Here is a 12287-nt window from a genome sequence, read left to right as displayed (position 1 = left end):
GGCGCGACCCTGCCCGGGGCGGGCGCCGGGACGCCCAGCGTCAGCGGTGTCACACCTCCGGGCGCCCGGCATCGCGTCGTCGCAGGAGGAGAGCCACGGCGACGGCGCAGAGGCCGCCGAAGCACGCGAGTGCCGCCGCGACGACGTGCAGCGCGGTGGTGAAGCCGTCGCCGGCGAGGTGCCCGCCGCTGAGGACGGCGAGGGTGGAGCCGACAACCGCGAGCGCGATGGTCTCGGTGACCAGCCGGCCGGTGTTGAACAGCCCGGCCACGGCGCCGGCCTGTCCGACGGGTGCGCTGGAGATGGCGAGTCCGTCGATCACGCCTGTGGTGGCGCCGACACCGGTCCCGATCAGCAGCAGCGGCAACAGGAGGGACCGGGGCGTGCTGTCGGGTCCGACGGTGGTGAGGGCGAACACGCCCACCGTGCTGAGGGCGATCGCCCCGACCGAGAGCAGGCGGGGCGAGCGACGCGCGACCGCCGCCCCGACCGGGGGCAGGACGACCGAGGGCAGGGTGAGCATGAGCATCCAGAGCCCGGCCCGCCCGGCGTCGAGGCCGGCGACGTCGATGAGGTAGGAGGGCAGGTAGACCAGGAGGGGGACGAGCAGTCCCATCATGGCCGCGGCGACCAGCGAGTACCCGACGAAGCGCCGGTTGCGCAGGAGGTCGAGGTCGAACATCGGGTCGGTGCCGCGCCTCTCGACCCGTACGAACCCGATCCCGCAGACCGTGAGGGCCAGGAGCGCGGCGATAACCGACGGGTGCGAGGCGCCCAGGGCGGGTGTCTCGACGAAGACCCAGATGAGGAGCGCGAGCGCGGCGGTGAACAGCGTGCCGCCGGCCCAGTCGATCCTCCTGCCGGCACCGGGCAGGGCGGGCAGGAAGGGGCACGACAGCAGCACGACTCCCGCCAGCGCGGCGGGGACCGCGAAGACGGCCCGCCACCCGAGCGCGTCCACGAGCAGGCCGGAGACGGTGGGCCCGAACGCGAGGCCGACGCCGAGGACCGCGCCGAGCGCGCCGAACACCCGGGCCCGGGCCGGCCCGGCGAAGGTCGCGGCGAGGATCGACTGACCGGTCGCCGTCGCCGCTGCCGCCCCGGTGCCGGCGAGGAGGCGGGCGAGGTTCAGCACCGTGGCGTCCCGGGCGAGCACGCACGCCACGCTGCCGGCGAAGAACACCGCGACCCCGGCGGCGAAGAGGCGGCGCTTGCCGAGCAGGTCCGCGAGCGAGCCGCCGAAGGCCAGGAACGCGGCGAAGCAGAGGTTGTAGCCGTTGACGACCCACTGCGCGGTCGTGAGCGACGTGTCGAGGTCGTGCTGGATGCCGGGCAGCGCGACGGACGCCCCGGTGATCGTCAGCGGAAACGACAGCGACGACAACAGCACCGCGGTCAGGGTGAGGCGTGCGTTCACCGCGACCACCGACCCGGGCCGGCAACGGTCGGGAGAAGGCGAGGGCAGGGGGCGTCACAGGGAACGGGACAGGTGAATGCGGGACTGTGCACGAAGGGCTCCGGATGTCGCATGCGGAGCCGGGCAGCTCGGACGGCCACACCGGCGAAGGGTCGCTGATGCGGCGGAGCGGAAACGCAGAGCGTTCGGGAGTCTGGGGTTTCGCGCCGCCGCTACGGGCGGCGCACCCTGTCCGAGGCGGGCACGGGATCAACCTAGTCCCGGGCGGTCCGCCCCGGCAACGCGATACCTTCCGGCAGGCACCCGGAACGCCACGGCGGGGCCGGCCGGAGCCGGCCCCGCCACGGCCATGGTGCTTAGAGCTGGCCGACCGAGGTGATCCGGACGACCGCCGCGCCCGCCTCGTCGGAGGCCGCGAGGTCGATCTCGGCGCTGATCCCCCAGTCGTGGTCGTCCTCGGGGTCGTCGAGGATCTGCCGGACCGTCCACCGTTCCCGGCCCTGCTCGATCATGAGCAGCGCCGGCCCGCGCGCGTCGGGGCCCACCCCGATCTCCCCGTACGCCTCGAAGTACGGCTCCAGGGCGTCGGCCCAGGCGTCCGCGTCCCAGCCCGACGCGGCGTCCAGCTCGCCGAGGTCGTACCAGCGGCGCAGGGCGGCCAGCTCGACCCGGCGGAACAGGGCGTTGCGCACCAGCACCCGGAAGGCCCGGGCGTTGCGGGTGACCGCCGGTACGCGGTCGTCCAGGGCCTCGGCTGCCTCGGCGGCGTCGGTGGGGTTGCGCAGCCGCTCCCACTCGTCGATGAGGCTGGAGTCCACCTGCCGAACCAGCTCGCCGAGCCACTCGATGAGGTCGACCAGCTCCTCGGTCTTCGCGTCCTCGGGCACCGTCTGGCGCAGCGTCTTGTACGCGTCCGCGAGGTAGCGCAGGACGAGCCCCTCGGAGCGGGTCAGCCCGTAGAACTGCACGTACTCGGTGAAGGTCATCGCCCGCTCGTACATGTCGCGGACGACGGACTTGGGGGAGAGCTGGTGGTCGGCCACCCACGGGTGCCCCTGCCGGTACATCTCGTACGCCGAGTCCAGCAGCTCCGCGAGGGGCTTCGGGTGGGTCACGCCGTCGAGGAGTTCCAGGCGGGCCTCGTACTCGATGCCCTCGGCCTTCATCGCGGCGACCGCCTCGCCGCGGGCCTTGAACTGCTGCGCCGAGAGCACCTGGCGCGGGTCGTCCAGGATCGACTCGACCACCGAGAGCACGTCGAGGGCGTACGAGGGGGACTCGACGTCGAGCAGCTCGATCGTGGCCAGCGCCAGCGGGGAGAGCGGCTGGTTGAGGGCGAAGTCGAGCTGGAGGTCGACGGTGAGGCGGACCCGCCGCCCGGTCTCGTCGGGCTCGTCGAGCTGCTCGACGACGCCGCCCGCGCGCAGCGCCCGGTAGATGGCGATGGCGCGGCGGATGTGCCGGCGCTGGGCGGCGCGGTCCTCGTGGTTGTCGGTGAGCAGGTGCCGCATCGCGGCGAACGCGTCGCCGGGGCGCCCGATGACGTTGAGCAGCATCGAGTGGCTGACGTGGAAGCTGGAGGTGAGCGGCTCCGGCTCGGCCTCGACCAGGCGGTCGAAGGTGGGCCTCCCCCAACCGATCGAACCCTCCGGCGGCTTCTTGCGCACCACCTTGCGCCGCTTCTTCGGGTCGTCGCCGGCCTTGGCGAGCGCCTTCTCGTTGTCGATGACGTGCTCGGGGGCCTGCACGACCACCCGGCCGACGGTGTCGAACCCGGCCCGCCCGGCGCGGCCGGCGATCTGGTGGAACTCGCGGGCCTTGAGCAGTCGGGTGCGCACCCCGTCGTACTTCGACAGGCCGGTGAACAGCACGGTGCGGATCGGCACGTTGATCCCGACGCCGAGGGTGTCGGTGCCGCAGATGACCTTGAGCAGGCCGGCCTGGGCCAGCGTCTCGACCAGCCGGCGGTACTTGGGCAGCATCCCGGCGTGGTGCACGCCGATGCCGTGCCGGACCAGCCGGGAGAGGGTCTTGCCGAACCCGGAGGTGAACCGGAAGTTCCCGATCGCGGCGGCGATCAGGTCCTTCTCGGCGCGGGTGCAGACGTTGACGCTCATCAGGGCCTGGGCGCGTTCCAGGGCGGCGGCCTGGGTGAAGTGCACGACGTAGACGGGTGCCTGCTTCGTCTCCAGCAGCTCCTCGAGCGTCTCGTGCAGCGGCGTCATCGCGTACGAGAAGATCAGCGGGACCGGCCGCTCGGCGGAGCGGACGACGGCGGTGGGCCGGCCGGTGCGCCGGGCCAGGTCGTCGACGAAGCGGGTGGTGTCGCCCAGCGTGGCGGACATCAGGACGAACTGCGCCTGCGGCAGCTCGATCAGCGGCACCTGCCACGCCCAGCCCCGGTCGGGCTCGGCGTAGAAGTGGAACTCGTCCATGACCACCTGGCCGACGTCGGCGCGGTCGCCCTCGCGCAGCGCGAGGTTGGCCAGGATCTCGGCGGTGCAGCAGATGATCGGGGCGTCGGCGTTGACGCTGGCGTCGCCGGTCAGCATGCCGACGTTGTCGGCGCCGAAGACCTCGCAGAGGGCGAAGAACTTCTCCGACACCAGCGCCTTGATCGGGGCGGTGTAGAAGGTGGTCCGGTCGTCGGCCAGGGCGGCGAAGTGCGCCGCGATCGCGACCAGGCTCTTGCCGGACCCGGTCGGCGTGTTCATGATCACGTTGGCGCCGGAGACGATCTCGATGACCGCCTCCTCCTGGTGGGGGTAGAGGTCGAGGCCGCGCTCCTTCGCCCAGCCGGCGAACGCGTCGAAGAGGGTGTCGGGGTCGGCGCTTGTCGGCAGCGCGGCGGTGAGCGTCATAGCGCGTCCATGGTGCCTGGATCATGCCCCCGAGCGCCAACCGGCCGGGCGGGAGAGGCGGGAAAGGGCCGCTCCGGCGCCGGAGCGGCCCCCGCTTTCACGACCGGCGGTGGATCAGGTCGAAGATCGGGCGGCCCGCCCGCAGGGCCCGGCGCTCGAACTTGGTGACCGGGCGGTGGGCGGGGCGGGGGGCGAAGCCGTCGTGCGCGTCGACGAGCCCAGGGTCGGCGGCCAGGGTCTGGCGCATCGCCTCGGCGTACTCGGCCCAGTCGGTGGCGCAGTGCAGGGTGCCGCCGGGCGCCAGCCGGGAGCGCAGCAGCGCGACGTGGGCCGGCTGGATGATCCGCCGCTTGTGGTGCCGGGACTTGGGCCAGGGATCGGGGAAGAAGACGTGCACGGCGTCCAGCGTCGCCTCCGGCAGGCCCGCGACGAGGTCGAGGGCGTCGCCCTGGGCCACCCGTACGTTGCGCAGGCCGTGCCGGTCCACCAGGTCCAGCAGGTTGGCGATCCCGGGCGTGTGCACCTCGACCGCCAGATAGTCCCGATCGGGGTCGGCGGCGGCCATCGCGGCCGTGGTGTCGCCCATCCCGGAACCGATCTCCAGCACCAGCGGGGCCCGGCGGTCGAAGAGGCCGGCCAGGTCGACCGGCGTGCCGGGCCGCTCCGGCACGTGCAGGCCGTAGACCGGCCAGAGCCGGTCGAGGGCGTCGGTCTGGCGGCTGCTCATCCGGCCGCGGCGCGGATGGAAGGTCCGGATTGTCCGGGCGGCAGGCGCGGGGACGGCGGCGGGGGAGTCGGTGAAGGTCACAACGACCCGAGGGTACGCGACGATCGCGCCGAATCGGATGTGATGTTCGCCCGGGGATGAGAGGATCCATCCCGTACGGCAGACCGGGCGTCTGGTGTTGCCCGGCACTGCCCCAACGCGCCGGGAGGGGGCGTCGTGTCAGTGCACCGCGGCGGTGTGGCGCTGGCGATCGCGACCGTGGTCGTCGGTCCCCTGCTCGCGGCCGCGCCGGCCCCCGCCGCCCCGCCGTCCACCGTCGCCCTGCCGCCTGTCATCGCCGCCCCGCCGCCCACCGTCGCTCTGTCGTCCGGTGTCGCCCTGTCGTCCCTGCCGTCCGGCGTCGCTGCGCTGGCCCGGGCGGGCGCGCCCCAGCCGGGGCCGCCGGGGCCGAACGTCTTCGTCGAGGTCAGCCCGAGCACGGTCGAGCCCGGCTTCCTGGTGGGCATCCGGGCCAGCTGCCGGGACAACTCCGTCCCCGCCACCGTGGTCTCGGACGCCTTCGGCCGGGTGCAGGTGCAGCCGCAGGGCGGCACGCTGACCGCCGCCCCGATGGTGCGGGAGCGCACCCGGCCCGGCAACTACCGGATCAAGCTGGAGTGCCGCGACGGCGAGACCGCCTCGACCATGCTCCAGGTCGTCAAGGCCGTGAAGCCCAGTCGCGGCCCGGCGACCGGGTTCGGCGGGGGCGCCGACGGCTTCACCGGCGGGCTGCTGCTGCCGGGTGGCCTCGCGCTGACCGTGACCGGCATAGTGCTCGCGGTCCGGGCGGCGCGCCGTCCGCGTACCGTCCGTGGCGCCGCCCGACGCTGAGCCGGTCATGGCCACCACGCCCGCCCCGAAGCCGGCCGCCGCGGCGGCCCGGGGCCTACGGCCGCCCGGACGTCGCCCCTGGTCCGTACCGCTGGCCGTGGTGCTGGTGCTGGCCGGGGTCTTCGCCACCGGCGCGGGGCTGGGGCGCACCGCCGGGCCGTTCGACTGGGCCGCCGGCTCCGGGCAGGACCGGCCGGCCCGCAGCGAGCGGGGGGCGCTTGCGGCCAGCCGGCCGGTGCGCCTGTCGATTCCCGCGATCAAGGTGTCCGCCCCGGTTGCCCCCGTCGGCCAGGCCCGGGACGGGTCGATCGCCGTGCCGCCGCTGGAGCGGGCCGACGAGACCGGCTGGTACGACCGGGGCCCCACCCCGGGCGAGCCGGGCCCGTCGGTCATCGTCGGGCACGTGGACACCAAGCGTGGCCCGTCGGTCTTCTACGACCTGCACAAGCTGCGCCCGGGCGACACCGCCGAGGTGGCCCGGGCGGACGGCTCGGTCGTGGTGTTCCGGGTCGACTCCGTGGAGCACTTCCCCAAGGACCGGCTGCCGGCGGAGCGGGTCTACGGCGACGAGGGCCCCCCGGGCCTGCGCCTGATCACCTGCGGCGGCGACTGGCTCGGCGGCCGGACGGGCTACGCCGACAACATCATCGCCTTCGCCACCCTGCTCTCCTCCACCCGCACCCCCTGACCCCGGGCTCCCACCCGGCCCGGCCCACCCGTCCGGCCCCGTCGATCATGGGGTTGGCGGCAGCGCGCGAGATCGACTTCGCCGCCAACCCCATGATCGACGCATCGAGAGGGGGGAGGGGTGGGGAGCGGGGGAGAGGGGTGGGGTCAGGGGCGGGAGGGGACCTGTTGGACGACCTCGAACTCCAGGAGGGTGGCGCCGGAGGCGACCGGGGGGCGTTGCTCGCCCGTCCCGGCGTGGGCGGCGCGGGAGGGGCCGGCGGCCCAGGCCTGGTAGGCCTCCTCGGTCTCCCAGCGGGTGTAGACGAAGTAGCGGTTCTCCCCGGCCACCGGGCGCAGCAGCTCGAAGCCGAGGAAGCCGGGGGAGTTCTCCACCGCCCCGGCCCGGGCGGCGAACCGCTTCTCCAGCTCCTCGCCCGCGCCGGGAGGGACGTCGATCGCGTTGATCTTCACGACTGCCATGACTCCACCCTAGCCACGGCGCCGGGGCTCAGAACGACTCGACCGCCGGAACCAGGTCGGCGTCGAGGACGATCGGCGCGTGGTCGGAGGGGCCCTTGCCCTTGCGCGCCTCCCGGTCCACGTACGCCGAGCGGACCGCCCGGGCGAACGGCGCCGAGGCGTACACGAGGTCGATCCGCATGCCCTTGTTCTGGTGGAACATGCCCGCCCGGTAGTCCCAGTAGGTGAACGGGTGCGGGCCCTTCATCGGGGTGGGCACCACGTCGATGAGCCCGAGGTCGCGCAGCGCCGCGAGGGCCGCCCGCTCCGGCGGGGTGACGTGTGTGGAGTGGGTGAACACCGCCGGGTCCCAGACGTCGGCGTCGGTGGGCGCCACGTTGAAGTCACCGCAGACCGCCAGCGGCAGGCCGCCGGTCAGCTCTGCCTCCACCGCGTCCCGCAACGCCGCGAACCAGGCCAGCTTGTACGCGTAGTGCGGGTCGTCGGGCGCGCGGCCGTTCGGCACGTACACCGACCAGACCCGGACCCCGTCGCAGGTCGCCGAGATGGCCCGGGCCTCCGGATCGGGGAAGCCCGGTTCCCCGGGGAAGCCCACCACCACGTCGGCCAGGCCGACCCGGGACAGGATGGCCACCCCGTTCCACCGGCCGTCGCTGTGGCTGGCCACCGTGTAGCCCAGCTCGCCCACCTCGGCCACCGGGAAGGCGCCGTCCGGGCACTTCGTCTCCTGAAGGCAGACGACGTCCGGCCCGGTGTTGGCCAGCCAGCCCAGCAGCCGGGGCAGGCGGGCCTTCACCGAGTTCACGTTCCAGGTCGCCAGACGCATGTGACCAGCCTGCCCCATCCGGGCCGCGCCGGGCGAGCCGGCGCTCTCAGTTGCCCGGGGTGTCGCCCGGGCGGGTCTGCTCGGCCAGGAACCGCTCCAGTTCGGCGCCCAGCTCGTCGGCGGTGGGCAGCGGCCCGGCCTCGGCGGCCAGCAGGTTCTTCTCGCCCCGGCCGCGCGCGAACGCGTCGTACTGCTCCTCCAGGGCCTGCACCAGCTGGGCGGCGTCGTCGGTCTGGGCGACCTGCCGGTCGATCTCCACGCGGACCACCTCGGCCGCCGAGCGCAGCCCGTCGCGGGGCAGCAGCAGCCCGGTGCTGCGGGACACGGAGGCGAGCAGCACCTCGGCGGCGGCCGGGTACTCCGTCTGCGCCACGTAGTGCGGCACGTGGGCGGCGAAACCGAGGGCGTCGCGGCCCTGCTCGCCGAGGCGGTACTCCAGCAGGTGCCCGACGCTGCCCGGCACCTGCACCCGCTGCAACCACGGCTCGTAGCCGGCGATCAGCTCGCGGCGGGTGGCGTGGGCGGTCACCCCGGCGGGCCGGGTGTGCGGCACGGCCATCGGGATCGAGTTGAGCCCGACGGTGAGCCGGACGTCCAGCCGCGCGGAGATCCCCGCCACCGCGGCCACGAAGCGCTCCCACTGCAGGTCCGGCTCCGGGCCGGTGAGCAGCAGGAAGGGGGTCTCGTCGTCGTCGCGGAGCAGGTGCAGCTCCAGCGCCGGGGCGTCGTACGCCTCCCAGTGGTCCTCGACGAAGGTCATCACCGGGCGGCGCGAGCGGTAGTCGAAGAGCTGGTCCACGTCGAACCGGGCGATCGGGCGGGCGTCCAGCGAGGTGAGCAGCTGCTCCCTGGCCAGGCGGGTGGCGCTGCCGGCGTCGACGAAGCCGGTGAGGGTCTGGATCAGGACCGGCTGACCGAGGTCGGGCAGATCGTCGGTGAGCTCGTAGAGCTCGTGTGGGTCGAGCACCGGTGCGGACCTCCCTGGTCGTGCGTACGGGTCGCCGTGCGGGACGGCACCCGGTTCGGGGAACGTACCCGCCATCCTCGTGCATTCCTCGCCGCGCCCCGCCGCGGGTCGTCACGTGACCGGTAATCGGGCGTATGCCCGCAAGCCCATCGTCGGGCCACGAAGGATGACCGTCAGGACGACCAGGCTATCGGTCGAACGGGGGAGTTTGGGGATCATGGGCCGGCCGTCGGGGGTTTGTCCGCGTTCCGACCGTCCCGGGGCGGCCCGGGGTGACCCGGAGGTCTGACCGGTCCGCGAGGTCCGTGCCCGGGGCTGCCCGGGGCGGCAGGGTCGTCCACCGGACCCGGCCCATATCGTGAGGAAAGCCACGAGATCACCCCAGGTGATCGGGGTGCCGACCTGCCTAGCCTCGGCTGATGCGTGACGACCCCACCCTCGAGGACCAGATCGCCCCCGGTGACCCGGTGGACCGTTCCGACGATACCCCCTCGTCCGTTCGGTCAGCCGCCCTCCGCGCCGCCGGGGCGTACGCCCACCTGCTGACGCGCGGGCCGGCCCGCGCCCGGATCGCCCTCGCCACCGGCGTGCTGTGCTGCCTCGGGCTGACCGCCGTCGCCCAGGGCGCGCGGGACGGGTCCGCCGACGCGGCCCCGGCCGCCGCCCCCTCCGCCGCCCCCTCCGCGCTCGCCGAGCGCGCCGAGGCAGACCCGGCCTCCCGCAGCCTGGAGCGCGTCCCCGCCTCCGCCCCCGCCAGTCCCACCCGCACCGCCGACCCCGACACCACCACCCCCGCGCCGAAGAAGACCACGCGCAAGCCGGTCGACCCCGCTCCGGTCGCCGGGCTCGACAACGCCCAGATGGAGAACGCCGAGGCGATCGTGCGGACCGGGCGCAAGATGGGGATGCCCCGGCGCGCGCTGGTGATCGCGGTCGCCACCGCGATGCAGGAGAGCAACCTCTACAACGTGGCCAGCGGGGTGCTCCCCGAGTCCCGGAAGTATCCGCACCAGGGCATCGGGTGGGACCACGACTCGGTCGGGCTGTTCCAGCAGCGCTCCAGCAGCGGCTGGGGCGAGGTCGGCGAGCTGATGGACCCGGAGTTCGCCACCCGGCAGTTCCTCTCCGCGCTGGCGCAGGTGCCCGGCTGGCAGCAGATGCGGCTCACCGACGCCGCCCAGGCGGTGCAGATCTCCGCGTACCCGGAGCACTACGCCAAGCACGAGTGGCGCGCCACCAAGGTCGTCGCGGCGTGCCTTGAGGCCGGGCAGTAGGCTTCCACCGACCACAGTGGACGGTTGCGGTTCGGGCATCCGGGGTACAGGTGTTGTCGCTCCGAGGTACACATGGAACAGGCACCACCGACTGGAGGACGACATGTCACTGATGCAGCGGATCAGCACCTTCCTGCGCTCGCCCAAGGGTCAGCAGATGGTCGACCGTGGCCGTCGCGAGCTGGCCAAGCCCGGCACCCAGCAGAAGCTGAAGGGCCTCGCGGCCAAGCTCCAGAACCGCCGCTGACCCGTCACCGACGACCTCTCCGACCCCCGGGAGACCCAGTGACCGATTCCGCGCCCGCCGACGACCGGCACGTCGCCGGAGGACCGCAGCCGCCGGCCTTGGCCCCGGCACCGACGCAGGAGGCCACCGAGGCGCCGCCGCTGAAGCTCTGGGACCGGATGCGGGAGGACCCGCAGTACGCCCCGGAGCACCTCGCCCTGGAGGCCGTACGCCGGCTGGGGCCGGAGGCGGCGCAGTGGGCCGCGCGGGCCCGGGCCGAGCAGCCCGGGGTCTCCGCCGAGGCCCTGGCGGACCAGGCGGTACGCAAGTTCGTCAACCACGCCCGGCTCTCCGGGGCGGTCTCGGGCGCCGCCGGGCTGCCCGGTGCCGTGATCGACGTCGGCGTGCTGGCCTGGACCCAGGCCCGGATGGTGCTGCACGTCGCCGCCGCGTACGGCGTGGACCCGCTGCACGGCGACCGGGCCACCGACCTGCTGGTGCTGCAGAAGGTGCACAAGGTCGCCGAGAGCGCCCGGCTCGCGCTCGGGGTGGCCGCCGGCCGGGAGCGCGCCGGGGCCCTCTTCGGCGGCGGGGGGCAGAACCCGCTCGGCAAGGTGATGCTGCGCCTCGGCGTGCGACTGGCCCAGATGGCCGGGGTGCGCGCGGCGAAGCGCGTCTTCGCCAAGGTGGTGCCCGGCGCGGCGATCGTCCTCGGCACCTGGGCCAACTCGTCGGCCACCAAGGATCTCGCCGGGCGCTCCCACGCCCTCTACCGCCAGTACGGCGGACCCGCCGTCCCCGAGCCTCGCCGGCCCCTGACCTAGGCCCGGGCCTGCCGACGCCGCCGCCCGGTCCGTGAGGGCCGGTGCGGCCGGCCGGCGGGTCAGGACCCGAGGCCCGAGGCGCGCCACGCCACGTCGGCGAGGCGGTCCTGCCCCGCGGCGTTGGGGTGGAACCAGTCCAGCGGGTTGACCAGCGTCAGGTCGAACCGCACCCGGTGCACCGCCCCGCCGTCGTGCCGGCAGCGCGAGCCGTACGCCCGGCAGGCCGCGGCGAGCTGGGCGTTGTAGTCGGCGATCCGCTCCCGGACCGTTGCCCGGCGGGCCCGGTCGAGCGGATCCGTCGAGGTGGGGTTGGCCAGCAGCGCCGGGCAGACGCCCCGCTTCCAGGCCCGTACCGCCCGCGCGTCGGTGTGCCCGACCTCCCAGAGCCGGTGCAGGTTCGGGACGCTCACCACCAGCACCCGCGCCTTCGGCCGGCCCTGCCGCAGCACCCGCAGGCCGCGGTCGACCTCGGCGCGGAACTGCTTCACCGGGGTCATCGCCTCGACGCCGCCCCGGCACACGTCGTTGGCGCCGATCAGCACGGTGACGTGGTCGACGCGGTCGCGTACCGCCCGCTGGGCCTGCCCCTCCAGCGCGGCCGCGCGGGCCCCGGGGCTGGCGTGGTTGTGCGCCCGGCCCCGGATCGCCGGGTTCCGGTCGAGCAGCCGCCGGTAGACGCTGTCCACGCGCAGCCCGTCCCCGGTGGACCAGGAGTTGCGCTGGCAGGAGACGAGCACCAGGCAGGACCCGAAGCCGGCGGTGATCGAGTCGCCCAGGGCGGCGATGCCGCCGGGCGCGCCGGCCGACGGCGTCTCCCGTGGCGGCCGGGAGCCCGGCTCCCCGCCGCCCTCGCAGGCGAGCGCGACCAGCGCCAGCAGGCAGGCGGCCACGGTGACCCAGCGTCGAGGCATACCATCCCCAGTCCCGCAGCGGAGAGCGACAGCGCGGTAACTCTAAGCGCGGGCGTGGCGGGTCAACCCGCCGCTGTCGACTATGCGGCAGAGGCCTGTTCCGCCGCGCGCCCGCGTGCTAGGCCGGCCAGCGTGTGGGGCGCGTGCCGGCGTGCCGCGCGGGGGCCGGCGACGCGGGGCGGGGGGCTGCGGAACGCGCTGGGGGTCTGGTTGAGGACGGTCACGCCCTCGTCGC

The 12287-nt window shown here is 74.4% G+C and carries 12 protein-coding genes; 5 read left to right on the top strand and 7 right to left on the bottom strand.

Annotated elements, in window-relative coordinates:
* Positions 1-49: 49 nt before the first annotated feature.
* From AB0G08_RS14315 to trmB, 3 genes are all read right to left on the bottom strand, one after another.
* Complete coding sequence (locus AB0G08_RS14315) at positions 50-1417, bottom strand: MFS transporter (RefSeq protein WP_358087233.1); 1368 nt, start codon at positions 1415-1417, stop codon at positions 50-52.
* A gap of 356 nt (positions 1418-1773) precedes the next feature.
* Positions 1774-4278: a DUF3516 domain-containing protein gene (locus tag AB0G08_RS14310; RefSeq protein WP_358087232.1), complete on the bottom strand. Its 2505-nt coding sequence runs from the start codon at positions 4276-4278 to the stop codon at positions 1774-1776.
* 97 nt (positions 4279-4375) lie between these two features.
* Positions 4376-5005 (bottom strand): tRNA (guanosine(46)-N7)-methyltransferase TrmB, encoded by a 630-nt coding sequence (gene trmB, locus AB0G08_RS14305; RefSeq protein WP_358087230.1) that lies wholly within the window; start codon positions 5003-5005, stop codon positions 4376-4378.
* Between the two features lie 222 nt (positions 5006-5227).
* On the opposite strand from trmB, the gene AB0G08_RS14300 reads away from it, so the two are divergent.
* Together AB0G08_RS14300 and AB0G08_RS14295 are read left to right on the top strand one after the other, a co-directional pair.
* Positions 5228-5875, top strand: coding sequence for a hypothetical protein (locus AB0G08_RS14300; protein ID WP_358087400.1), 648 nt, complete (start codon positions 5228-5230; stop codon positions 5873-5875).
* Positions 5876-5882: 7 nt separating this feature from the next.
* Positions 5883-6563: a class F sortase gene (locus AB0G08_RS14295; protein ID WP_358087228.1), complete on the top strand. Its 681-nt coding sequence runs from the start codon at positions 5883-5885 to the stop codon at positions 6561-6563.
* A gap of 146 nt (positions 6564-6709) precedes the next feature.
* Here the strand turns inward: AB0G08_RS14295 and AB0G08_RS14290 are convergent, their stop codons facing one another.
* From AB0G08_RS14290 to AB0G08_RS14280, 3 genes are read right to left on the bottom strand one after another with little or no spacing between them, the layout of a single operon-like run.
* Entirely contained in the window at positions 6710-7024 is a 315-nt protein-coding gene (locus AB0G08_RS14290) for an antibiotic biosynthesis monooxygenase (protein ID WP_357877058.1), read from the bottom strand.
* Positions 7025-7052: 28 nt separating this feature from the next.
* On the bottom strand, positions 7053-7850 hold the full coding sequence (locus AB0G08_RS14285) for an exodeoxyribonuclease III (RefSeq protein ID WP_358087226.1): 798 nt from the start codon (positions 7848-7850) through the stop codon (positions 7053-7055).
* A gap of 46 nt (positions 7851-7896) precedes the next feature.
* Complete coding sequence (locus tag AB0G08_RS14280) at positions 7897-8817, bottom strand: PAC2 family protein (RefSeq protein WP_358087224.1); 921 nt, start codon at positions 8815-8817, stop codon at positions 7897-7899.
* A gap of 419 nt (positions 8818-9236) precedes the next feature.
* On the opposite strand from AB0G08_RS14280, the gene AB0G08_RS14275 reads away from it, so the two are divergent.
* From AB0G08_RS14275 to AB0G08_RS14265, 3 genes are all read left to right on the top strand, one after another.
* The gene (locus AB0G08_RS14275; RefSeq protein WP_358087222.1) at positions 9237-10091 is read left to right on the top strand and encodes a peptidase M23; all 855 of its coding nucleotides are present in this window, start codon (positions 9237-9239) and stop codon (positions 10089-10091) included.
* A gap of 103 nt (positions 10092-10194) precedes the next feature.
* Positions 10195-10338, top strand: a complete 144-nt coding sequence (locus tag AB0G08_RS14270; protein WP_358087221.1) for a hypothetical protein — start codon at positions 10195-10197, stop codon at positions 10336-10338.
* Positions 10339-10436: 98 nt separating this feature from the next.
* On the top strand, positions 10437-11141 hold the full coding sequence (locus AB0G08_RS14265) for an EcsC family protein (RefSeq protein WP_358087398.1): 705 nt from the start codon (positions 10437-10439) through the stop codon (positions 11139-11141).
* A gap of 59 nt (positions 11142-11200) precedes the next feature.
* On the opposite strand, the gene AB0G08_RS14260 is transcribed toward AB0G08_RS14265, so the two are convergent.
* On the bottom strand, positions 11201-12052 hold the full coding sequence (locus tag AB0G08_RS14260) for a GDSL-type esterase/lipase family protein (protein WP_358087219.1): 852 nt from the start codon (positions 12050-12052) through the stop codon (positions 11201-11203).
* Positions 12053-12287: the final 235 nt, after the last annotated feature.

This window comes from Micromonospora sp. NPDC023644, from assembly GCF_040640115.1.
Lineage (GTDB): Bacteria > Actinomycetota > Actinomycetes > Mycobacteriales > Micromonosporaceae > Micromonospora.
Note: the sequence above shows the minus strand (reverse complement) of the source record. Positions and strands in the feature narration are given on the sequence as shown.